19 protein-coding genes and 4 pseudogenes are annotated in these 22,454 nt (G+C 73.7%); 15 read left to right on the top strand and 8 right to left on the bottom strand.

The annotated features are described in order from the left end of the window. Positions 1-37 precede the first annotated feature (37 nt). Positions 38-1,258: an NAD(P)/FAD-dependent oxidoreductase gene (locus tag AB0K80_RS16965; RefSeq protein ID WP_365670198.1), complete on the bottom strand. Its 1,221-nt coding sequence runs from the start codon at positions 1,256-1,258 to the stop codon at positions 38-40. 53 nt (positions 1,259-1,311) lie between these two features. Here AB0K80_RS16965 and AB0K80_RS16960 point away from each other — a divergent pair, with 53 nt between their 5' ends. From AB0K80_RS16960 to AB0K80_RS16940, 5 genes are all read left to right on the top strand, one after another. After that, on the top strand, positions 1,312-1,884 hold the full coding sequence (locus tag AB0K80_RS16960; RefSeq protein ID WP_365670197.1) for an XRE family transcriptional regulator: 573 nt from the start codon (positions 1,312-1,314) through the stop codon (positions 1,882-1,884). A 104-nt stretch (positions 1,885-1,988) separates the two neighbouring features. Then, the gene (locus tag AB0K80_RS16955) at positions 1,989-2,954 is read left to right on the top strand and encodes an NADPH:quinone oxidoreductase family protein (protein ID WP_365670196.1); all 966 of its coding nucleotides are present in this window, start codon (positions 1,989-1,991) and stop codon (positions 2,952-2,954) included. Next, positions 2,951-4,132: an acyl-CoA dehydrogenase family protein gene (locus tag AB0K80_RS16950; protein ID WP_365670194.1), complete on the top strand. Its 1,182-nt coding sequence runs from the start codon at positions 2,951-2,953 to the stop codon at positions 4,130-4,132. Before AB0K80_RS16955 ends, AB0K80_RS16950 begins: the two co-directional genes overlap by 4 nt. Beyond that, positions 4,129-5,202 (top strand): acyl-CoA dehydrogenase family protein, encoded by a 1,074-nt coding sequence (locus tag AB0K80_RS16945; protein WP_365670192.1) that lies wholly within the window; start codon positions 4,129-4,131, stop codon positions 5,200-5,202. Before AB0K80_RS16950 ends, AB0K80_RS16945 begins: the two co-directional genes overlap by 4 nt. A gap of 158 nt (positions 5,203-5,360) precedes the next feature. Further along, positions 5,361-5,555 carry a hypothetical protein gene (locus AB0K80_RS16940; protein ID WP_365670190.1) on the top strand — a complete coding sequence of 65 codons (195 nt, stop codon included), beginning with the start codon at positions 5,361-5,363 and terminating at the stop codon, positions 5,553-5,555. 3 nt (positions 5,556-5,558) lie between these two features. Here AB0K80_RS16940 and AB0K80_RS16935 read toward each other — a convergent pair whose 3' ends face one another. The 4 genes from AB0K80_RS16935 to xylB form a co-directional block, all read right to left on the bottom strand. Then, positions 5,559-6,743: a phosphodiester glycosidase family protein gene (locus AB0K80_RS16935; RefSeq protein ID WP_365670188.1), complete on the bottom strand. Its 1,185-nt coding sequence runs from the start codon at positions 6,741-6,743 to the stop codon at positions 5,559-5,561. 184 nt (positions 6,744-6,927) lie between these two features. Further along, positions 6,928-8,124 carry an NUDIX domain-containing protein gene (locus tag AB0K80_RS16930; protein ID WP_365670186.1) on the bottom strand — a complete coding sequence of 399 codons (1,197 nt, stop codon included), beginning with the start codon at positions 8,122-8,124 and terminating at the stop codon, positions 6,928-6,930. Positions 8,125-8,386: 262 nt separating this feature from the next. Continuing rightward, complete coding sequence (locus tag AB0K80_RS16925) at positions 8,387-9,595, bottom strand: ROK family transcriptional regulator (protein WP_365670184.1); 1,209 nt, start codon at positions 9,593-9,595, stop codon at positions 8,387-8,389. A gap of 67 nt (positions 9,596-9,662) precedes the next feature. Then, the gene (gene xylB, locus AB0K80_RS16920) at positions 9,663-11,108 is read right to left on the bottom strand and encodes a xylulokinase (RefSeq protein WP_365670181.1); all 1,446 of its coding nucleotides are present in this window, start codon (positions 11,106-11,108) and stop codon (positions 9,663-9,665) included. A 130-nt stretch (positions 11,109-11,238) separates the two neighbouring features. On the opposite strand from xylB, the gene xylA reads away from it, so the two are divergent. The 3 genes from xylA to AB0K80_RS16905 all read left to right on the top strand — a co-directional run bounded on the left by xylA (position 11,239) and on the right by AB0K80_RS16905 (position 13,374). Continuing rightward, positions 11,239-12,405, top strand: coding sequence for a xylose isomerase (gene xylA / locus AB0K80_RS16915; RefSeq protein ID WP_365670179.1), 1,167 nt, complete (start codon positions 11,239-11,241; stop codon positions 12,403-12,405). 159 nt (positions 12,406-12,564) lie between these two features. Beyond that, a complete protein-coding gene (locus tag AB0K80_RS16910; protein ID WP_365670177.1) occupies positions 12,565-12,918 on the top strand; it encodes a hypothetical protein in 354 nt (117 codons plus the stop codon). A gap of 75 nt (positions 12,919-12,993) precedes the next feature. After that, positions 12,994-13,374 carry an NUDIX domain-containing protein gene (locus tag AB0K80_RS16905; protein ID WP_365670175.1) on the top strand — a complete coding sequence of 127 codons (381 nt, stop codon included), beginning with the start codon at positions 12,994-12,996 and terminating at the stop codon, positions 13,372-13,374. 284 nt (positions 13,375-13,658) lie between these two features. Here the strand turns inward: AB0K80_RS16905 and AB0K80_RS16900 are convergent, their stop codons facing one another. Both AB0K80_RS16900 and AB0K80_RS16895 read right to left on the bottom strand, forming a co-directional pair. Then, on the bottom strand, positions 13,659-14,960 hold the full coding sequence (locus AB0K80_RS16900; protein WP_365670173.1) for an SWF or SNF family helicase: 1,302 nt from the start codon (positions 14,958-14,960) through the stop codon (positions 13,659-13,661). Then, a complete protein-coding gene (locus tag AB0K80_RS16895; protein ID WP_365670171.1) occupies positions 14,957-17,818 on the bottom strand; it encodes a DEAD/DEAH box helicase in 2,862 nt (953 codons plus the stop codon). The genes AB0K80_RS16900 and AB0K80_RS16895 overlap by 4 nt, the downstream gene beginning before the upstream one ends. A 236-nt stretch (positions 17,819-18,054) precedes the next feature. Here AB0K80_RS16895 and AB0K80_RS16890 point away from each other — a divergent pair, with 236 nt between their 5' ends. The 6 genes and pseudogenes from AB0K80_RS16890 (at position 18,055) to AB0K80_RS16865 (ending at position 20,294) form a co-directional block, all read left to right on the top strand. Then, a complete protein-coding gene (locus tag AB0K80_RS16890) occupies positions 18,055-18,237 on the top strand; it encodes a hypothetical protein (RefSeq protein WP_365670169.1) in 183 nt (60 codons plus the stop codon). 124 nt (positions 18,238-18,361) lie between these two features. Next, positions 18,362-18,669 (top strand): annotated as a pseudogene (locus tag AB0K80_RS16885) (transposase); the annotation flags it as partial. A gap of 186 nt (positions 18,670-18,855) precedes the next feature. After that, positions 18,856-19,446 (top strand): hypothetical protein, encoded by a 591-nt coding sequence (locus AB0K80_RS16880; RefSeq protein ID WP_365670167.1) that lies wholly within the window; start codon positions 18,856-18,858, stop codon positions 19,444-19,446. Between the two features lie 183 nt (positions 19,447-19,629). Beyond that, positions 19,630-19,716: pseudogene (locus AB0K80_RS16875) on the top strand (transposase); the annotation flags it as partial. 2 nt (positions 19,717-19,718) lie between these two features. Further along, a pseudogene (locus tag AB0K80_RS16870) lies at positions 19,719-19,886 on the top strand (IS5/IS1182 family transposase); the annotation flags it as partial. A 78-nt stretch (positions 19,887-19,964) separates the two neighbouring features. Then, a complete protein-coding gene (locus AB0K80_RS16865) occupies positions 19,965-20,294 on the top strand; it encodes a hypothetical protein (RefSeq protein WP_365670165.1) in 330 nt (109 codons plus the stop codon). 53 nt (positions 20,295-20,347) lie between these two features. Here the strand turns inward: AB0K80_RS16865 and murJ are convergent. After that, positions 20,348-21,911 (bottom strand): annotated as a pseudogene (gene murJ, locus AB0K80_RS16860) (murein biosynthesis integral membrane protein MurJ). A gap of 296 nt (positions 21,912-22,207) precedes the next feature. Here murJ and AB0K80_RS16855 point away from each other — a divergent pair. Continuing rightward, positions 22,208-22,453, top strand: coding sequence for a hypothetical protein (locus tag AB0K80_RS16855; protein ID WP_365670163.1), 246 nt, complete (start codon positions 22,208-22,210; stop codon positions 22,451-22,453). Position 22,454: the final 1 nt, after the last annotated feature.

The raw sequence follows: 22,454 nt of genomic DNA, 5'->3' as shown, positions 1-22,454 counted from the left end.
CACCGCAGGGGGCGTCTCTACACCTCCTGACCTTCCGCTACGTCTCCTGGACCTCCGCCTGCACGGCCGCGTCGAGGTCGGCCATGAGCAGGTCCCCGACGATTGCGGCCGCCGCGCGGTAGCCGCCGCTCGCCGCGTGCACCACCTGCTCGGCGAAGCCGACCGCGTTGCCGGCCGCCCACACCCTGGGCACCGTCGTCCGGCCGGTCTGGTCGACCACCGGGTAGGCGCCGAACGGCGTCTGGTTCAGCTCGGCGCCCAGCCGCTCCAGCAGACCGGTCTGCGGGACGGGCCGCGGGGCGGTGAACAGCGCCGAGCGGGCGTGCGTGGTGCCGTCCGCGAGCCGGACCCCGGTGAGCCGGTCGTCCTCGACCACCAGCGCGGCGACCTCCCCGGGCACCACCTGCACCCCGGCCGCGGCGAGCCGGCGCAGGTCCTGGCCCGGCAGGTCCTCCTCGGCGAGCGTGTGCAGGAACAGCCGTACGTCCTTCGACCACTGCGACACCATCAGGGCCTGGTGCACGCTCGCCGGGCCGGTGGCGAGCACGCCGAAGGGCTGGTCGCGCACCTCCCAGCCGTGGCAGAACGGGCAGTGCAGCACGTCCCGGCCGAACCGCTCGGCGACCCCGGGGACCGCCGGGAGCTCGTCCTTCAGACCGGTGGCGACCACCAGCCGCCGGGCGCGCACGGTCCGCCCACCGGCCAGCGTCACGACGAATCCCGGGCCTACGTCTGCGGCGAGATTCGAGTCAACGCCCGTGGCGGGATTCGGGTCGGCGTTCGCGGCGGGATTCGGGGCGATGTCCGCGGCGGGATTCGGGTCGGCGTTCGCGGCGGGATTCGGGCCGGTGTCCGCGGCGATATCCGGGCCGGCGTCCGCGGCGGGATTCGGGCCGGCGTCCGTGCCGAGACCCGCTTCGACGGCCACCCCGAAGCCCGGGCCGTCCCCCACGGCGAAACCCGGCCGGACGTCCACCACCCGCCCCCGCACGAGCTCCACCCCGTACCGGGCGACCTCCTCGCGGCCGGCGGCCAGGAACTCGGCGGGCGGCATGCCGTCGCGCGACAGGTACCCCTGCATATGGGACGAGGGCGCGTTGCGCGGCTCCCCGGCGTCGACGACCAGCGTACGCCGGCGTGCCCGGCCCAGGACCAGGGCGGCGGACAGCCCGGCTGCCCCGCCTCCGACGACGACCACCTCGTACGCCTCGTGGTTCTCGGTGCTCTCGGTCACGGTGACCACCTCCACCGAGACCATCGCCCCGCCACTGCGGGATTGACAAACATCTTTGCCGAAACTGCAATACGCCCATGACCACGGACGAAGTTCTCGCGGGCGTCGGCCCGCGGTTGCGCAGGATCCGCAAGGACCGGGACGTGACCCTGGCGGCGCTGTCCGAGACGACCGGCATCTCCGTCAGCACCCTGTCGCGGCTGGAGTCCGGGCTGCGCAAGCCCAGCCTGGAGCTGCTGCTGCCGATCGCGCGGGCCCACCAGGTGCCCCTGGACGAACTCGTTGGCGCGCCACCGGTCGGTGATCCGCGGGTGCGGGCCAAGCCGGTGGTGCGCGACGGGCGGACGCTGTATCCGCTGACCCGGCAGCCCGGCGGGCTACAGGCGTACAAGGTGGTCGAGCCGCAGCGGGCCGTCGAGCCGGACCCCCGCACCCACGAGGGCTACGAGTGGCTGTACGTGCTGTCCGGCAAGCTGCGGCTGGTGCTCGGCGAGCACGACGTGGTGCTCACCGCCGGGGAGGCCGCCGAGTTCGACACGCGCGTGCCGCACTGGTTCGGGTCGACGGGGGAGGGGCCGGTGGAGTTCCTGAGCCTGTTCGGTCCGCAGGGCGAGCGGATGCACGTCCGCGCCAAGCCCGCGCGGAAGTGACACGCCCTTCAGGACTGTTCCTCCAGAGCTGTTCCCTGACAGCAAGCGACCGCTTAGTATGCGGGGGACCCCGGTCCGACGAGGCAGCCCCGTGGAGGCCCCGCATGCAGGCATGGCACGTGCACGAGAACGGCGAGCCGAGTGAGGTGATGCGCCTGGAGGAGGCCGAACCGCCCACGCCCGGCGAGGGTCAGGTCCTGCTCCGGGTGCGCGCGGCGAACGTCAACTTCCCGGACGCCCTGCTGTGCCGGGGCCAGTACCAGGTCAGGCCGCCGCTGCCGTTCACGCCGGGGGTGGAGATCTGCGGCGAGACCGAGGACGGCCGCCGGGTCATCGCCAACCCCGCGCTGCCGTACGGCGGCTTCGCCGAGTACGCCGTCGTGGACGCGGCCGCCCTGCTGCCCGCGCCCGAGTCGCTGGACGACGCCGAGGCCGCCGCCCTGCACATCGGCTACCAGACCGGCTGGTTCGGCCTGCACCGCCGGGCCGGTCTGGAGGCCGGCGAGACGCTGCTCGTCCACGCTGCCGCTGGAGGGGTCGGCAGCGCGGCCGTGCAGCTGGGCAAAGCGGCGGGCGCGACCGTCATCGGTGTCGTCGGCGGCGCCGAGAAGGCGGCCGTGGCCCGGAACCTGGGCTGCGACGTGGTGATCGACCGGCGCTGCGAGGACGTCGTCGCCGCCGTGAAGGAGGCCACCGGCGGCCGGGGCGCCGACGTGATCTACGACCCGGTGGGCGGCGAGGCCTACGCCCAGTCCGCCAAGGTCGTCGCCTTCGAGGGCCGGATCGTGGTCGTCGGCTTCGCCGGCGGCACCATCCCGAGCCCGGCGCTCAACCACGCCCTGGTGAAGAACTACTCGATCCTCGGCCTGCACTGGGGCCTGTACAACACCAAGAACCCCAAGCTGGTCCAGCACTGCCACGAGCAGCTCACCGAGCTGGCCGCCCGGGGCGCGATCAAGCCGCTGGTGAGCGAGCGGGTACCGCTGGGCGGGGCCGCGGGCGCCGTGCAGAAGGTGGCGGACGGCCTGTCCACCGGCCGGATCGCCGTCGTCCTGGAGGAGGCAGCATGACCGACGCCGAGGAACTGCGCCGCCGTACGCGGGAGTTGCTGGCCGCGCATCCGCCCGCGCGGACCGGCCGCCTCGACTTCCTGCGGGCCCGCTTCGACGCCGGGCTGGCCTGGGTGCACTACCCCGAGGGGCTCGGCGGTCTCGGAGCCCCGCGCTCCCTCCAGGCCGTCGTGGACGCCGAGTTGGAGGCCGCCGGAGCCCCCGACAACGACCCGCGCCGCATCGGCATCGGCCTGGGCATGGCCGCGCCGACGATCCTCCAGTTCGGCACGTCGGAGCAGAAGCGGCGCTACCTCAGGCCGCTGTGGACGGGCGAGGAGGTCTGGTGCCAGCTGTTCAGCGAGCCGGGCGCCGGGTCCGACCTCGCGGCACTGGGCACCCGGGCCGTGCGGGACGGCGACTCCTGGGTGGTCGACGGGCAGAAGGTGTGGACCTCCAGCGCCCATGTGGCCCGCTGGGCGATCCTCATCGCCCGCACCGACCCGGACGTGCCCAAGCACCAGGGCATCACCTACTTCATCTGCGACATGACCGACCCGGGCGTCGAGGTGCGGCCGCTGCGGCAGATCACCGGTGAGGCCGAGTTCAACGAGGTCTTCCTCACCGGCGTCCGCATCCCCGACTCCCGCCGCCTCGGCGAGGTCGGCGACGGCTGGCGGGTCGCGCAGACCACGCTCAACAACGAGCGCGTCGCCATCGGCGGCATGCGGCTGCCCCGGGAAGGCGGCATGATCGGCCCGGTCGCGAGGACCTGGCGCGAACGCCCCGAGCTGCGCACCCACGACCTGCACCAGCGCCTGCTCACGCTGTGGGTCGAGGCCGAGGTCGCCCGCCTCACCGGCGAACGGCTCCGCCAGCAGCTCGTCGCCGGCCAGCCCGGCCCCGAGGGCGCCGGCATGAAGCTCGGATTCGCCCGCCTCAATCAGCAGATCAGCGGCCTGGAGGTGGAACTCCTCGGCGAGCAGGGCCTGCTGTACGACGACTGGACCATGCGCCGCCCGGAGCTGGTCGACTTCACCGGGCGCGAGGCCGGCTACCGCTACCTGCGCTCCAAGGGCAACAGCATCGAGGGCGGGACCAGCGAGATCCTGCTGAACATCGTCGCCGAGCGCGTCCTCGGCCTGCCCGCCGAACCGCGCACCGACAAGGACGTCGCCTGGAAGGACCTGGCCCGATGACCGATCTTCTCTACTCCGAGGAGGAAGAGGCGCTGCGCGCCGCCGTCCGGGACCTGCTCGGCGACCACTGCGACGCCCCCGGCGTCATCGCCCGGGCCGAGTCGGACGCGCCGCACGACCTGGCGGCGTGGAAGGCGCTCGCCGACGGCATGGGCCTGGCCGGCCTGCTGGTGCCCGAGGACAAGGGCGGGCAGGGCGCCGGCCACCGGGAAGCCGCCGTCGTTCTGGAGGAGCTGGGCCGGTTCGTCGCCCCCGTGCCGTACCTGACCAGTGCCGTCGTCGCGACCGAGGCCCTGCTGGCCTGCGGTGCCGACGACCTGCTGGCCGAGCTCGCCTCCGGCCGCAGGATCGGTGCCCTCGCCGTCGGGCTGCACGTGGCTCCGGGCGCCGCCTACCCGGTCGTCCGGCACGAGGGCGGCGCGCTGCACGGGGAGCTGACCGGTGTCGCCGACGCGGCCGTCGCCGACGTCCTGCTCGTCCCGGCCGACGACGGCGGGCTGTACGCGGTGGAGTCCGACGCCGTGACCGTCACGCCGCAGACCTCGCTGGACCTGACCCGGCCGGTCGCGAGGATCGCCCTCGACGCAGCGGCCGGGCGCCTGCTGGGCGATGCCGACCCCGCCGTACGACGGGCCCTGCGCGCCGGTGCCGGACTGCTGGCCTCCGAGCAACTCGGGCTCGCGGACTGGGCGCTGACCGAAACGGTCCGCTACCTGAAGGAACGCAAGCAGTTCAACCGGCCGGTCGGCGGGTTCCAGGCGCTCAAGCACCGGCTCGCCCAGCTGTGGCTGGAGGTCGTCAACCTCCGCGCCGCCGCCCGGCACGCGGCGGACGCCCTGGCGACCGGGCAGGACGTGGACGTGGCGGTCACCGTCGCCCAGGCCTACGCGGCGCCGGTCGCCGTCCACGCCGCCGAGGAGGCGCTGCAGCTGCACGGCGGCCTCGGCATGACCTGGGAGCATCCGGTCCATCTGTACCTCAAGCGCGCCAAGGCCGACTCGATCGCGTACGGCACGGCGGGCGCGCACCGTACGGCACTGGCCGGACTGGTCGACCTCCAGGCCCCCTGACGCACAGGAGCCCTGGGAAGCCCGGGGAGAGCCCGTCCCGCACCGGGACACCACACGTTCGGAGCACAGCTCAGCCGCCCGGACGAACCCTCCGCTACGCCACACTGACGGCCGAACGCCGCGAAACGGACGTGGCGGCGTGGCGGAGGAGGTTCACGATGGCCATTTCCATCTCTGTGGTGCTGCTGCTGGCGGTCCTCGCGGTGATCTTCGTACGGAACGGGGGACTGAAGGTTTCCCACGCGCTGGTCTGTCTGCTGCTCGGCTTCTACCTGGCCAGCACGAGCATCGCCCCGACCATCCACAGCGGGCTGACGGCCACGGCGGACATCGTCGCCGGCCTCAGGCCGTGAGGGTCACGGGCCGGAGAAGACCCCGATGCCGTTCGGGACGGCGCGTTCCGCACCGCCACTGGGGTGGTTGCGCACGGTGACCGCGGCGGCTCCCGGGTCCCGGGCGACCAGCGTCGACGAGCCGCCCCCGTCCAGACTGAACGCGTCGGTGGCCCCCAACCGCCGCATCGCGTCGGCGACTTCGGCGATCGTCAGGCCGCGGCGGTGCTCGGGCGCGCCGTCCAGCGCGAGCAGCAGCAGGCGCCGCCCGCCGTCCGCGACACCCGCGCAGGTACGCACGGCCGAGGCCGGGTCGTCGAGGCCGGGCAGCGGCCGCCCGCCGGTGAGCACCGGGTAGCCGCCCAGGGCGAAGCGGTACGGGGTCCGGGACGCGGCGGCCACCAGCCGGTGCCGTACCCGCACCCGCTCGCCGGTGTGCAGCGAGCGCAGCCGCCGCGCGCCCGCCTCCCGGCCGACCAGCACGGTGGTCCCCGGGGCGATGGGCCCGCTGCCCGGGGCCTCGGCCGCCGAGACGACCCGGCCGCGCCGGACGGTCACCTCGTAGGTGTCCGTGCTGCACGGCGCGGCCCGGTCGGTGTCCGTGCCGCAGGTGGCGCGCACCCGGGAGGCGCTGCCCCAGGCCGCGGTGAACGCCCCGACCGAACCCACCGGCAGCGCGTACTGGTTGAGCCCGCCCAGCGGCAGCCGGCCCTGCGGCGTGCGCACCGAGCCGGCCAGGGCGAGGCGGTCCAGCCGCGCCCGCCGGTCGGTGCCCACTGCGAGGACGTCCTCGGTGCTCGTGCCCGGCGGCAGGGCGGGGCCGAACCGCTGGCCCTGCGGCACGGCCGCCTTCAGCACCCGGCCGCGCGCGATCGCCGGGCCCACGCTCGCGCCGGTGGCCTCGACGCCCGGGTGCTGGGCCTCACTGATGTTGAAGAAGTCGCCGTTGACGCCGGCGACGGCCCCCTCGGCGTCGGCCATCCGTGAGACGGGCGCCCGCGCGGCCACCGCCCCCGGATGCAGCAGCTCGACCCGGACGTGCGGGTCGCGCAGGTCGACACGCAGCACGTGCGCGTGCGCCACCCCGTGCGCCGCCTCGATGTCGAACTCCTCGTACGTGACGCCGGGCGCGAGGGGGACGGCCCGTGGCCCGGCACCGGCCGGCGCCGCCCCCACCAGGGCCGCACCGGCCAGCGTCCCGAACGCCACAACGACTGCCAGTACCGCTCTGCCCGCTCCCGCGGCCCGTCCATGACGACGTGTCACAGATTCCCCCTGAAGTCTTGTCAACTGTCCCAGGACGACGGGCAGTGCACCAGATCGCGGGCGCCGAGGGGGCGGCCGGGCGCCGGCTTGACGGGGAACGGGTGAGAAAACGCACCCCTTCGGGTGGTCAGTGCGCGGGCGTTCCGGTGGCGTAGGGCGTGAAGTGGGCCGGGGCGTGGTCGACCGGGAGGCCGGGCCGCCACGCGGTGAGGGCCTGGGCGCTGCACACGAACAGCTGGTCGGGCAGCCGGTCCAGCGGGAACCACCGCCAGCGTCCGACCCGCTCACCGGGCTGGTCCGCCGGGTCCCCGCGCCAGGAGGTGACCTGGGCGGCCACGGTCACGCGTACGACACCTCCGGCGTCGTCGAGCAGCGTGCCCAGCAGACGGACGTCGTCGGGGTGCGCCCGGAGCCCGGTCTCCTCGGCGAGTTCCCGCACCACCGCCTCCGGCAGGGCCTCACCGGGCTCTACCGTCCCGCCGGGCAGCTCCCACGTTCCGTGCCGGTGACGGCCCAGCAGCAGCCCCCGGGCCCCGAACAGGATGGCGCCGACACCGAGCGCGGCGTGGGCGGCGGGCGGCCGGGACGTGCGGGACCGCGAGGCGAGCCGGACCGGCCGGATCGCCCGGAAGAGCCGGTAGGAGGCGTGGTTGTCCGCCCCGGGCGCGTCGAGGACGTCGATACGCTCGACACGCAGGCCGTGTTCGGTGAGCAGGTCGGTCCACAGCTCTTCGGTGAGCACCCACATCTGGACGGTGAGGTCACCGCCGCCTGCGAGCCGCAGGATCTCGGGCCGGGCGGTGAGGCTCGCGGAGGGGCCGTCACCGTGGGAGTTGGTGTGCAGCACGGTGAAGCAGAGCCTTCCGCCCGGCTTCAGTGCGTCGGCGAGGGCGGGCAGCAGCCGGTGCGGGTCGAGATACGGGACGGCGTTGACCGAGTAGACGACGTCGTACGGCTGATCCGCCGTCCGCAGGTAGTCGACCGCGTCAGCCAGGACCAGTCGCAGCCCGGGCAGCCCACCACAGTGGGCCCGGGCCCGTTCGTACTGGGCGGGTGAGGCGTCGACCGCGTCCACCAAGGCGCCGTGGGCACGGACCAGGTGGGCCGCATGCCGTGCCGTACCGCACCCGAGGTCCAGCACGCGCCGGCCCGGCAGCTCCCCGAGAACGTCCGCACCCGGCCCGGTGCCGCCCGGGCCCCACTCGATCCGCTCTGCGTCGGGCAGGACCGTACCGCGCCGCAGGTGGTGCGTGCCGTACGCCTGCCAGGCATCGGCATTGGCGGACTCCGGCGTATGACGTCCGAGCGGTGGGATGTTCGACATCGCGGCGCTACCCCTCCGCCGCCGCGTTGCGCGGCAGCACCGTCACCCGGTGGAAGGTGCACCGGCTCCGAGTGGCCGGACCCGCCGAGAGGTCCGGCCGATGCGCCAGTCGGTCGCATGCGCGCGGGGCCGGAGTCATGGCCCCATCGTCGCCCGATCACCGCGCCGCCACCGGAAGTTGAGCGATTCGTAACCGGGATGTGAGGCGTCACGACCGGTCGGACGGACGACGTGGGTGGTCTTGCCCGTGCCGGGCCCGGGCTCAGCCGCGTCCGGCGACCGCCGCCGGGTCGTCCAGCACCGCCCGTACCACCGCGTGGGCCGCGCCCAGCAGCGGCCCCTCGGGCCCCAGCCGCGACACCGTCACCGGGCAGACCGGCCCGGCCGTGCGGCGGGCCAGTTCCTCGCGCAGGGACGGCAGCAGCCAGGGGGCCAGGGCGGACAACTCGCCGCCCAGGACGACCCCTTCGGGGTCCAGCAGGTTGACCGCGCCGGTCAGGGCGATGCCGAGGGCCTCGCCCGCCTCGCGCAGGGCACGCCGTACGGCCTCGTCGCCCGTTTCGGCGCGGCCGGCGAGCAGTCCCACCCGGTCCTCGCCCGGCTCCAGCCCGGCCACGCGCAGCACCGCCTCCTCACCGGCGTACTGCTCCAGACAGCCGCGCCCGCCGCACACGCACCGCGGCCCGTCCGGCCGGACCGGCACATGCCCGAGCTCGCCCGCGAACCCCCGGGTGCCGCGCAGCAGCCCCCCGTCCACCACCACCGCGGCGCCGATGCCGATCTCCGCCGACACGTGCAGGAAGTCGCGCGGGGTGCCCTGTTGCAGCCAGAGTTCGGCGAGCGCGCCGAAGTTGGCCTCGTTGTCCACGGTCAGCGGCAGGTCCACCGCGAGCAGGGCGCCGACGTCGGTGTCGTGCCAGTCGAGGTTCGGGGCGCGTACGACGGTCCGCGCGTCGCGCGCCACCAGCCCGGGCACGGCCACGGCCAGCCCCGCGGGCCACAGGCCCTCGCGCTCCGCCTCGGCGACGACCCCGCGTATGAGCCCGGTGAGCTCCTCCAGCACCGGCGCGGGGGAGCGGCCCCGGTTGGCGCCGTGCCGCACGGTCCGCGACCGCACCTGTCCGCGCAGATCGACGGCGCAGACCGCGAGGTGGTCGACGCCGATCTCCGCGCCGATCCCGGCCGGGCCGCTGCCGCTGACGGCGAGCGCGGAGCCGGGGCGGCCCACCCGGCCCGGCCGCTCCGGGCCGAGCTCCTCCAGCAGCCCGGAGCGGATCAGCTCGTCGACGAGGCTCGACACCGCTGCCCGGGTCAGCCCGATGCGTGAGGCGACGGCGGCCCGGGACAGCGGCCCCTCGGCGCTGACGGCGTGCATCACCCGGGCCAGGTTCCGGCGGCGCATGCCCTGCTGGGTGTCCGGGGTGACGCGTCCGGGACCGGCGGGGTGGGCGTCGTGCAGCGGTGTGGTCATGCCTCCGTCAGTCCTCGGTTCGGTGTCGGCGGCCCCGGCCCGGGCCCGGTGTCCCCGGCGGGCGGCCTCAGGGCGTGTCCGTGCCCCGCTCCAGCAGCGAAGCCGCGTCGGAGAGTACCCCGGCGATCCTCGCCAGCGTCTCCTCGTCCCGTTCCACCGCCTCCAGCACCGGACCGGCGGCCGTGTTCCAGCGCCGTGCGACCGCCGCCGGGTCCTCCCCGGTCAGCAGCCCGGCCGCCTGTGCCGCGGCGCCGAGCGCCACCAGCTCCTTCGCCTCGGGCACCTGGACGGGCCGCCCCGACAGCCGCCGTACGGTCTGCTGCCAGGCCGTGCCGCGGGCGCCGCCGCCGATCAGCAGCAGGGGCGCCGAGGGGTCCGCGTCCGCGTCGAGCACCAGGTCGAGCGCGCCGAGCAGCGAGTGGACGGCCCCGTCGTAGGCGGCCTGGAGCAGCTGGCCGGGGGTGGTGTCGTGGCGCAGGCCGTGCAGCAGACCGGAGGCGTGCGGCAGGTTCGGGGTGCGTTCGCCGTCCAGATAGGGCAGCAGGGTGGCGGTGCCGCCGGGTTCGACGGCCTCCCGGTCCAGGCCCAGCAGGGCCGCCACGCGGTCCACGGCGAGGGTGCAGTTCAGGGTGCAGGCCAGCGGCAGCCAGTCGCCGCGGGCGTCGGCGAAACCCGCCACCGTGCCGCTCGGGTCTGCGGGCCGCCGCCGCGACACCGCGTACACCGTGCCCGACGTGCCGAGGCTCATCACCGGCGTGCCCGGGCGTACCCCCAGACCGAGCGCGGCGGCAGCGTTGTCGCCGGTGCCGGGCGCGACCAGGGTGCCCTTGGAGAACGGCAGGTCGTGGCTGTCGCGCACGGTGCCCGCCACCTCGCCGGGCCGGACCACCCGGGGCAGCAGGGCGGGGTCGAGCCCGACGTGCGCCAGGATCTCCTCGTCGTACGACTCGGTCGCCGACGCCCACCAGCCCGTGCCGGAGGCGTCGCCGCGGTCGGTGGTGCCCTGCCCGGTGAGCCGTTCCGTGAGGTAGTCGTGGGGGAGGCGTACGGCCCTGGTCGCGCGGACCGCCTCCGGCTCGTGCTCCGCCAGCCAGGCCCACTTGGTGACCGTGAAGGACGCGGCCGGGACGCTGCCGGTGCGCTCCGCCCAGAACTTCGCGCCGCCCAGCTCCTCGGTCAGGCGGCGGGCCTGCGGAGCCGACCGTACGTCGTTCCACAGCAGGGCGGGGCGGACGGGCTCGCCGCGCTCGTCCAGGGTGACCAGGCCGTGCTGCTGTCCGCCGACCGCGATTGCGGCGGCCTCGTGCGCCGGCTCGCCGCACTGGCGCAGCGCCTCGCACAGGGCGTCCCACCACTGGCGCGGATCACTCTCGCGGCCCGCCCCCGAGGACACGGTGTGGGGTGCCTGGCCGCTCGCCACGACCCGGCCGGTGGCCGCGTCGACGACCAGCGCCTTGGTGGACTGGGTGGACGAGTCCACGCCGACGACGAGCGGACCCTCGGCTGCTGACATCGGGCTTCTCCCTCTTGCGCGGCTCAGCGGGATGCATCTGGTCCCTTCCCAGGGATGCGCTCGCATACTAATTTGTAAATCGCCATGACGAAATAGTCGTCAGCGAGCTGAGCGAGCAAGGAGCCGCGGCATGAGCTACCAGCCCACCCCCGAGGACAAGTTCACCTTCGGCCTGTGGACCGTCGGCTGGCAGGGCCGGGATCCCTTCGGCGACGCCACCCGGCGCGCCCTGGACCCGGTGGAGACGGTGCAGCGCCTGTCCGAGCTGGGCGCCCACGGCGTGACCTTCCACGACGACGACCTGATCCCCTTCGGCTCCACCGACAGTGAGCGCGAGGCGCACATCAAGCGGTTCCGGCAGGCGCTGGACGCCACCGGCATGAAGGTGCCGATGGCCACCACCAACCTCTTCACCCACCCGGTCTTCAAGGACGGCGCCTTCACCGCCAACGACCGGGACGTGCGCCGCTACGCGATCCGCAAGACCATCCGCAACATCGACCTCGCCGTCGAGCTGGGCGCCCAGGTGTACGTCGCCTGGGGCGGCCGGGAGGGCGCCGAGTCCGGCGCCGCCAAGGACGTCCGCGCCGCCCTGGACCGCATGAAGGAGGCCTTCGACCTGCTCGGCGAGTACGTCACCTCCCAGGGCTACGACCTGCGGTTCGCCATCGAGCCCAAGCCGAACGAGCCGCGCGGCGACATCCTGCTGCCGACCGTCGGCCACGCCCTGGCCTTCATCGACCGCCTGGAGCGCCCGGAGCTGTACGGCGTCAACCCGGAGGTCGGGCACGAGCAGATGGCGGGCCTGAACTTTCCGCACGGCATCGCGCAGGCCCTGTGGGCGGGCAAGCTGTTCCACATCGACCTCAACGGCCAGTCCGGTATCAAGTACGACCAGGACCTGCGCTTCGGCGCCGGCGACCTGCGCTCCGCGTTCTGGCTGGTCGACCTGCTGGAGAGCGCCGGGTACGAGGGGCCGCGGCACTTCGACTTCAAGCCGCCGCGGACCGAGGACCTGGACGGGGTGTGGGCCTCGGCGGCCGGCTGCATGCGCAACTACCTGATCCTCAAGGAGCGGGCGGCGGCCTTCCGCGCCGACCCGGAGGTGCAGGAGGCGCTGCGCGCGGCGCGGCTGGACCAGCTGGCCCAGCCCACCGCCGCGGACGGGCTCCAGGGGCTGCTGGCCGACCGGTCGGCGTTCGAGGAGTTCGACGTCGAGGCCGCCGCCGCACGCGGCATGGCCTTCGAGCGCCTCGACCAGCTCGCCATGGATCACCTGCTGGGGGCGCGGGGCTGAGCCGTACGCGTACGCGTGCGCGTACGTGCTGTCGCGCCGGCGTGCCGTGCGTGAGCTCCGCGCGGAATGCGGCGGAATCATGCGATCCATGCCATGAGTCCGTCTCAGCCTTCGTGCGGGCGCTCCCGCGAGGGGCGGGCCGGGCCGACGCTGAGGGGTATGGCCCTACCGCCTCCGCCCTCCCAGCCGCCCGGTCCGCCGCCGTCCTACCAGCCGCCCGGTGCGCGGCTTCCTGCCCGGCGGCGGAATCCGCTGTTCCTGCTCCTCGCCGTCCTGGTGGCGGCCGTGGCCGTCTCCGCCCTGGTGTGGATGGCCTCCTCCGGCGGCGACGACGATCCGGGGGAGGGTGCGCCCACCGGGAGTGCCACGAGCCGCTCGCCGCGGCCCTCCCTGAGCCTCCCGGTCGAGCTGCCCAGCGCATGGCCGAGCCGGTTGCCGACCGGGTTGCCGAGTCACCTCCCGAGCGGTCTGGAATCGCTCGTCCCGTCCCTGCCCGGCGAGCTGCTGCCCTGACCGGGTCCGGCCGGCGGCCTCGGCCGCGACGACAATGGCGCGCATGACCGAGAACCCACGCAAGCGCTGGTCGTCGTGGCGGCTGCGGTCGTGCGGGACGAACGCCTGCTGGTCGTGAGCAAGAAGGCCGCTCCCGGGGTCTTCTATCTGCCGGGCGGCAAGCCCGACCCGGGTGAGAAGCCCCTGGCGGCGCTGTACCGCGAGCTCGACGAGGAGCTGGGCGTACGGCCGGTGGCGCCGCGGCTGCTGGCCGAGGTGGAGGAGGTCGCCGCCCTGGAGGGCGTCCCCATGCGGCTGACGGTGTTCGAGGCACACCTCGACCAGGACCCCAGGCCCGCCGCGGAACTGGCGGCCCTGCGCTGGATCACGGGGAAGGAGCGGGACATCCGGCTCTCGCCGGCCCTTACCCGCCATCTGCTGCCGCTGCTGAGGGAGCGGGGGGTGCTGGCCGCGTAGCGAGCGTGCCGTGGCCGGCGTCCCCCGGCCACGCGCGCGTGCCCGGCGTCTGACCGGGGGCGGCGTGCAGCCCGATCCGCCGCCGTGTGCGTGGGCGGCCGGCTGGCCCGCGCCGAGCCGTTGGGGGGACTCGGCGCGGGAGCGGTCGGTGCGGAGAGCGGGGACGGGGCGGGGCGGGGTGGTCCGGCCCGTGACGAAGCCGTCCACCCCGCCGCTGTCCGGCAGCGCGCGCCCGCCCGGGAGCCGGCCGGTACATGTCGGCTGCTCCCGGACGCCGCGATGCCCTATCCCTGGGGCGACGCCGGGGAAGAGAACGCGTCGTCCGGCGTGCGCCCCGCCGACGCCAGTGCCGTCGCCGGGTCCTGGGCCGCGGCCCCCGCGGGCACCCAGCGGCCGCGCTCCCTGCGGTAGGGCCACCAACGGCCGTCGCGGCCCAGCCGCAGCTGGGCGGTACCGCCCACGACGGTCCACCGGTTGGCCCGGGCCCGCAACCCGGGCCGTTCGTCCTCGTCCCAGGCCGCGTCGAGAGCGGCACGCGCGCGGGCGAGTGCCTCGCCCTCCACCGGCCACTCCTCCTCGAGCACCGACAGCGCGGCCGTGCCGCCGTGCCGCCAGGCGCGTACGGCCAGGGCCAGGTCCTCCCGGTCCCGCCCCGACCCCTCGGCCAGCCGGTCCGCCACAGCGCGTTCCGGCTCGCCGGCCGCCAGCCGCACCGCGTCCTGCGACTGCGTCAGCGCCGCCTCCGGCGCGTGATGGTCATGACCGTCCCGGAGGGCCTCCGCGAGCAGGCGGTGAGCCTGTGCGGCGGTCCGGGCGGCCAGGAACTCCAGGGCGGCCGGATCGATCCCGCCGGCGGGCGCCGCCTCGGTGTCCAGGGACGGCGGGACACCGGGCTGCGCGGGCAGGACGGGAGGGGCGGGCAGCTCAGGCAGCATCCAGCCGGCCGCGTACGCCTCGGCCGCGTCCACGCCCTCCGGCCGGGACGACTCCTCGCCGCCGGCACTCGTGCGCGTCTGCAGGGCGTCCAGGACAGCGCGTTTCCCGCGGCCCCGCATCAGCAGCAGCACGAACGGGTCCTGGTCCAGCAGGCGGGCCATCTGGTAGCACAGCGCCGCCGTGTGACCGCAGTGGTCCCAGGCACCGCAGTCGCACTCCGGCTCCAGATCGCCCAGGCCCGGCAACAGGTCGATGCCGGCGCTCTGTGCGTCCTCGACCAGGTGCGGCGGCATCTCCCGGTCCAGCAGCGCCGCCACGTGCCCGGCCCGTTCGACGGCCATGTCCACGAACCGGTCCCACTGCGCGGCGGACAGCTCCTCCAGCAGCACGTCGGCCCGGTGCGTCGTACGGTCGTGGTCCTGCACGACCGCCGTGATGCGGCCCGGGCGGATGCTGACCGCGCCGACCGCCCCGGCACGGGCCAGCCGGCGCCCGGCCTTCAGCTGCGCGGAGTCCAGCGCCGTGTCCTCCAGGGACTTCAGCCAGGCCTGGCCCCACCAGCTCTGGGCGAAGCCCCGCCCCCGCGCGGGAGGCAGCGCCGCGAACGTGCGCTCGGTGTCCTCGTCGTGGTCCGGGGTGTGCGTGCTCATCGGGTGCCCCCTCGCAGTTCGACCAGGTCCGCCAGCTCCGCGTCCGTGAGCTCCGTCAGCGCCGCCTCGCCGGAGCCCAGCACCGCGTCGGCCAGCTCGCGCTTGCGGTGCAGCAGCGCGGCGATACGGTCCTCGATCGTTCCCTCGGCGATGATCCGGTGCACCTGGACGGGCCGGGTCTGCCCGATGCGGTACGCGCGGTCGGTGGCCTGCGCCTCGACGGCCGGGTTCCACCAGCGGTCGTAGTGCACGACGTGCTCGGCCCGGGTGAGGTTCAGCCCGGTGCCCGCCGCCTTCAGCGACAGCAGGAACACCGGGACCTCACCGTTCTGGAACCGCCGCACCATCGCCTCCCGTGCGGCGACCGGCGTGCCGCCGTGCAGGAACAGCGAGGGCACGCCGCGGTCGGCCAGGTGCCGTTCCAGGAGCCGGGCCATCCGCACGTACTGCGTGAACACCAGCACCCCCGCCTCCTCGGCGAGGATCGTGTCGAGCAACTCGTCCAGCAGCTCCAGCTTCCCGGACCGCCCGGCGATCACCGGCCGCTCCTCCTTGAGGAACTGCGCCGGGTGGTTGCAGATCTGCTTCAGCCCGGTCAGCAGCTTCACGATCATGCCCCGCCGGGCCATGTCGTCGGCGCCGGAGATCGCGGTGAGCGCCTCGCGCACCACGGCCTCGTACAGGGCCGTCTGCTCCACCGTGAGCGACACGGCGTGGTCCGTCTCCGTCTTGGGCGGCAACTCGGGTGCGATCCCCGGGTCCGACTTGCGGCGGCGCAGCAGGAAGGGCCGGACCAGCCGGGCCAGGCGCTCCGCGGCGGCCGGGTCCTGCCCGCCCTCGACCGCCTCCGCGTACCGCCTGCGGAAGGTGCCGAGCCGGCCCAGCAGCCCGGGGGTGGTCCAGTCGAGGATGGCCCACAGCTCCGACAGGTTGTTCTCCACCGGGGTTCCGGTGAGCGCCACGCGTGCGCGTGCCCCGAGGGTGCGCAGCTGCCGTGCCGTCGAGGAGTACGGGTTCTTCACGTGCTGGGCCTCGTCCGCCACGACCAGGCCCCAGGGCACGCCGGCCAGCCGCGCCGCGTCCAGGCGCATCGTGCCGTACGTGGTGAGCACGAACTCCCCGTCGGCGAGGTCGTCCAGGCTCCGCCGCGTGCCGTGGAAGCGGCGCACGCGCGTGCCCGGCGCGAACCGCTCGATCTCCCGCTGCCAGTTCCCCATCAGGGACGTCGGGCACACCACGAGGGTGGGTCCGGCGGACGACGGGTCGCTCTGCCGGTGCAGGTGCAGGGCGATCAGGGTGATGGTCTTGCCCAGCCCCATGTCGTCGGCGAGACAGCAGCCGAGGCCGAGGGAGGTCATGGTGGCCAGCCAGTTCAGGCCGCGCCGCTGGTAGTCCCGCAGCGTCGCCGCCAGGGCGGCCGGCTGCTCCACCGGTTCGTGCGCCTCGGGGTGCGTCAGGCGCTCGCGCAGCGCCGCCAGCCACCCGGTGGGCCGTACCTCCACCCGGCGGCCGTCGGCCTCCACCGAGCCGGTCAGGGCCGCGCCGAGCGCCTCGACGGGCGTCACCTTGTGGTCCTGCCGGTCCCGGGCCTGCCTCACCTCCTGGGGGTCGACCAGGACCCACTGGTCGCGCAGCCGTACGACGGGACGGTCGGCCTCGGCGAGCCGGTCCAGCTCCTCCCGGGTGAGCCGCTCGTCGCCCAGCGCGAACCACCAGTCGAAGGCGAGCAGCGCGTCGGCCGACAGGAACGACGGCAGGGTGCCTGCTCCTGCGGTGCCGGGCCCCGGCTCGTCGTCGGGCGGCCCGATCTCCGCGCGGGTGGTCAGCTCGCGGGTCAGCCCCCTCGGCCAGTGCACGTCGACCCCGGCGCCGGCCAGCGCCCGGGCACCCTCGCCGAGGAGGTCGGTGACCTCCTCGGGGGCGAGTTCCACCGCGTCCGGCACGGCCGCCGACAGCAGGGGGGCGAGCGGGGTCCACGCCCGGGCCGCCCGGCGCAGGGCGAGCAGGACGTCCATGCGCGCACGGGGGCCGAAGACCGCGCCGGAGTCACCGGCCCAGACCTCGGCGGCGTCGGCGACGAGCGCCGGATCGCTCACGCTGTGCACCTGGAGCACCGCCCGGAAGGTCACCTCAGCCGCCTCGGGCGCGGTGTCCGTCAGACCGTGCACCTCGACCCGCAGCGACAGCCGCACGCCCGCGTCGTGCCCCGCGGCGACATCGGCCGCCCAGGCGCGCAGGTGCGGCAGGTGTGACGGTTCCGGCGCCGCGTAGGCCGGGCCGCCGGTCACCAGCGGGGCGGCGGGGGAGCGGGGCAGGGTGTCGGCGACCGCGTCCAGGAAGGCCCGCAGCAGCTGCTCCGGGTCGGGCAGCCGCAGGGGTGCGGCGGCGTCCACCGGCACCGCGTGCGCCTCGGGCGGCATCGCGGCGGCGAGGCGACGGACGGCCTCGACGTCCGCCGCGCCCAGCGGGCCCGCCCGCCAGGTGTCGTGGTCGGCCGGGGACAGCCCGGGCAGCAGCAGGCCGCGTGCCACGAGATGCAGGGCGTGCAGGGCAGCGGCGCCCCAGAACGCGGTGGCCCGGTGGGCGTCCGGCCGGGCACGCGTGCGCGTGAGCACCGGCAGGGCCGCGCCCACCGGGAGCAGGAGGGCCGGCACGCGCACCGCCTCGACGCCGTCGCCGCCGGGCACGACGACCGTCAGGTCCGCGACGGACGCCGACGCCACGGTGGGCAGCGCCGCACCGTCCGGCTGCCAGAAGGCCACGCTGCCCGTACGGGCGGGGTCGCCGGGCACGAACACGGCGCAGTGGTGGGCGAGTTCGGAGATCTCGGAGAGGATGGGCGGGGAAGAGGTCTGCACGGGAATGGTGTATTCCTCAAATTTGACTAGTAAGTCGGAGCCGCCGAGGGTACAGCACCGAGAGGGTTTGCCGGGTGCCGGAAGGCTGTGATGCCTGTCACTGTGCAGAAGCAGGCCTCAGGGGTCTCTCGGGGGTGAACCTCAGGGACGTCTCAGGGTCGCCGTCCGGAACAGCCGCAGGCGCGGGCCCGTTCTCAGGACAGACAGCGGCACTGGCCGCGAAGGAGGCGACACTCATGTCGAACAATGCCAAGATCGCCGCGGGGGGTGTGGCGGTCGGACTCATCCTGTTGATCTGGCTGCCCTGGTGGGCCGCGCTCCTGATCGTCCTCGGAGTCCCGGCAGCCGCGTACCTCGCGCTCGACCCGTCCCAGCGGCGCAGGCTGCGCCGCGTCCGCCGCAGGGAGCTCGGCCGCTGAGGCGCTGACGCCCCGAAGCGGCCCGGCCGTTCCGTACGCCGGAGCCGGGCTGTTGCCGTCCGCGGACCGGGCCTGCCCCGGCCCGGTCCGCGGACGGCAGAGGGGGCTGCCCGCCTGACTGAGGTGCGCCAGCCAGAGCCGCTTCTTTCGGGGCCTGCGCCTGCACCTGGTGTGCACGCTCCAGAGGCTGCCCGTCGCCTTCGCCCTGACCGGAGCGAAAGCCGAGGAGCGCGAGACGCTGCTGGACTGCTCGACGCCGAACCGGAACTCCTCGTCACCCAACCCGGACAGACCTTGATCGGCGACAGGGACTACTCCGGCCGCGACGTCGAGCACCAGCTGGCCGGGCACGGCATCCGGCTGCTGCGGCCAACCCGCAAGGGCGAACCGGAGCGGCCCGGAGCCGAGCTGTTCAAACCACTGCGGCAGGTGAGGTCGCCAGGCAACTTGACGGTGCCGAGCGCGCCGATTGGGGATACGCGCAGGTCCTTGGAGGCGAGGGCAGCGACGGCGGAGTGCTGAGTGTTGAGATCCCTGGTCGAGTGGAGATGGGGATGCGCTACGACCTCGGGCCGTTGAGGGCTGGTCGGTCATGTCCCGCATGCCCATGATGGGGTCATGGCTGAAGGTGCTGAGAGCAGGACGACGAAGAGTGCCTGGGCGTACCGCTGGCGGGCCTGGCCGAAGCCCTGGTTCTTCGAATGCGGAGGGATCCCCGTACTGGTTCTCGGGCCGCTGGCCATCGTGCTCGCCTTCTTCTCGCTGGACTGGGCGTTTGGGGTCGGCATGGTGAGCCTCGTGTGGATTGCCCATTCCGCTCGGGACTGGATTTCCTTGTGGCGTTCGGTCATTGAGATACGAGTGGGGCAGGGAGAGCAGGGGCGGCTGCTGCTGCGGCAGCGTTACGGGCGCACCCGTTCCTACCCGTTGAGCGCCGTCACCGCTCTTCGTCCGCTACAGGTCGGCGGCATCTCCTTTTCCCACGTGCCGCCTGATTGGGACGACGGGTACAAGGAGGAGGACGAGCTGGTGCTGCGGCTCGGAGTGGACGGTTCGCAGTTCACCACCTACAACACCCCCTACAGCACAGCCGACATGCAACCAGTGATCACAGCGCTGCGCCGGGCCTGCCCCAACATGATCGTGCACAAGACTGAGTTCCGCCGGGTCGCAGCCGTCGACGTCGAGCGCGGAATGTCGCCAGGCTGATCACCCACAGGCCACCACCACGGCAGCCACCAGGTCACTGAGCGGTCTCGACGGAGGCTCCCGGCGCCGAACAGCAGCGTGACCAGCGGGCCGGCGCAAGCAACAACGCTTGTGATCAATACAGCTGCAGTGCTGGAAACGCTGTTGCCTGTTGCACAGGTCGGCAGGCCATCACCGTGTCGGCGGAGACTGATCGACGGGATCCGCTGGCGGGTGTTAACCGGTGCCCCGTGGCGGGATCTGCCGACGGAGTACGGGCCGTGGCAAACTGCGGCGGTCGCCCTCCGGTCTTCGGCCGCGAGGACTACAAGGCCCGGCACGCTGTCGAGTGCGGCATCAACCGCCTCCAATGCAACCGGGCGGTGGTCACACGATTCGACAAACTCGCCGTCCGCTTCGAGGCCACTGTCCACATCACCGCGATCAATGAATGGCTGTGACCACAGGAGGCTGTCCGCGCCACATGCCATGCTGGCGGCGGCAACCCGGCAGCACGTCGGCACAGGGGAGAACGGATCGTGGCGGCAACCTACTACTGCGCCGACAGCGAGAACGGACACCACATCGACGACCCGTCCGAGGACGCCCTGTTCGACCTCATCAGCGAACTAAACGACACGGACAACACGTTCATCGTCATCCAGCCCGACGAAGACGACCCCGCTTGGTTCGCCTCCGTGGCCGTACTCGACGAAGGCGGCTACGAGATCGTCCGCCGCGACACCACACGACGCGAACACAAGGTCGACACGGATAGCAGCGTCAACCGGATCGCCAACGAGCTCATCATCTGGCTGGCCGCCCGCCACTTCCCCGGACGGCCAACCCAGCGAACCAGCACCTTCTAGAACACGGCCTGGTGCCGGCGCTCTTATCCGCCCTTTCCATCGCTTGCCTGGACTCAACGCATCCCAGGCCGGCGACGGAGCTCGGTGACTTTCAGCGACCGGGCAAGAAGGAGATACGCCAGTGCTGTCGCGAGCGCCCCGGCAGTCAAGGCGACAGCAGTCGGCCACGTCCCCTCTCCCAGGCCAGCGCACCCACGCGCTGCGGCCCAGCCCAGCCCAGCAGCCGGGCACGCGGCGTACAGCAGCTTCACGTAGGTGCGGCGCAGACCTCCGTCGTCGATCCGGCCCCCCATCTTTCTGCGTAGCAGGTAGGCGGTGAGCGCGAGACCGGCCACATAGGAGAGGCTGTAGGCCCCGGCCATGCCGACCACCGACCAGCGGGCGGGCAGGGCCACATGACAGACCGTGGCCAGGGCGATGTTCACGCCTGCGATCCAGGACGCCATGAAGAACGGGGTGCGGGTGTCCTCGAAGGCGTAGAAGCCGCGCAGCAGCAGGTACTGGGCGGAGAACGGGATGAGCCCGAGCCCGAACGCCTGCAGCATGTAGCCCAGTGGGCGGGCCGAGGCGGCATCGGCTGCTCCGTGGGCGAAGAGCAGCGAAGATATCTGGGGCCCCAGGGCGAGGAAGAGGAAGGCGGCGGGCACGATGACCACGCCGCTGATCCGCAGCGCCCGGGACAGGTCCGCGCGCAGATCCGGAATGCGGCCCTCGGCGACTGCCCGGCTCATGCGCGGCAGCAGCGCCGTCACCAGGGACACGGTCACGATCGACTGCGGCAACATCCAGATCGTCTGCGCATAGGTGTAGGCGGAGTAGCCCGCGCCGGCCTGCGGCAGCTCCTGGTCGGCGGCGTTGGCGTAGTTCGTGACCACCGTCAGGGAGACCTGGTTGGCCAGGACGAACAGCAGCGTCCACTTCGCTGCGTGCACGCTCTTGCCCAGGCCGGTGCCCCGCCAGTCAAACCGCGGCCTGAACCGGAAACCGGCCGCCCGGGCGAACGGGATCAGAGCCAGTGCCTGGACGGCGATGCCCGCGGTCGTCCCGATCGCCAACAGGCGCACCTGGGCAGTGGTGATGTCCTCCACCCGGTCGGGCACCGTCATCAGCCCCAGATAGGCGGCGAACATGCCGACCAGCACGATGTTGTTCAGCACCGGGGTCCACATCATCGCGCCGAACCTCACGCGCGTTCAGCACCTGCCCGTAGATGCTGAACAGGCCATAGAAGAAGATCTGCGGCAGTAGGAACTGCGCGAACGTCACCGTCAGCTCGAACGCCTCGTGGCTGTCCGGGGTGTCCCGCATATACAGGCCCACGATCTGCGGCGCTGCCCCTACCGCCAGCGCCGTCCCGACGCCCAACACGCACACCACGAGCGTGACCAGCCGCTGCTCGTAGGCCTGCCCGCCGTCGGGCTCTGTGGCCCGGGCCCGCACCAACTGCGGCACCAACACAGCATTGAGCGCGCCGCCGATCAGTAGCGTGTACAGGCTCGTCGGCACGGTGTTCGCCGTGTTGTACGTACTGGCCAGCAGCCCCGTCCCCAGCGCCGCGGCCTGCAGCACCTGACGGATCAGCCCCGTCGCCCGCGACACCACCGTGCCAACAGCCATCAACAAAGACGAACGAGCCAGCCCGCTTTTGTTCCTCTTCCGCCGGGCGGCATGCCGCCCTCTTTTCTGTTGCTCCTGCGGCATGGTCTGCGCCGCGGAGTTCGCCCCCTCCACCATGCCGTCAACCTATGCCCCAAGATCCCACGCCCCAATTCGCGCGCCTCACTGCTCGCGCGGTCCCGGTACGCGTCCAGGCAGCTGTGGAGTCCGTGTGCCAGGGGCGGCACGAGGAACACCGGTGGGACCGGCTGTTGCGGCTCTGCGAAGCGGCGCCGCAACGCCGGCCGGAGTCCCTCTTGGATACCCCGGCCGACTTCCGGCGGCCACGCGTGCGTACGGCCGCCCTGGCCGCGGCACGCACCCTGCGCGCTCGCGGAACAGCGGTGTGCGGCCTGTACGCACTGTGCCTGGTGCACGCGGGAGGCAGCGCCACCGAGTGGGCCGCGGAGTGGCGCGCGGAACTGGAGGAACTGCGCGCCCACGCCGACCCGGACACCGCGATGGGCGCGCTGCTGGTCGCCCCGGGGCCGCCCGGGACGTGAC

This window comes from Streptomyces sp. NPDC052682, from assembly GCF_040678435.1.
In the GTDB taxonomy this organism is placed as follows: Bacteria; Actinomycetota; Actinomycetes; order Streptomycetales; family Streptomycetaceae; genus Streptomyces.
The sequence above is the reverse complement of the archived record's forward strand: the minus strand, read 5'-3'. Positions and strand labels throughout refer to the sequence as shown.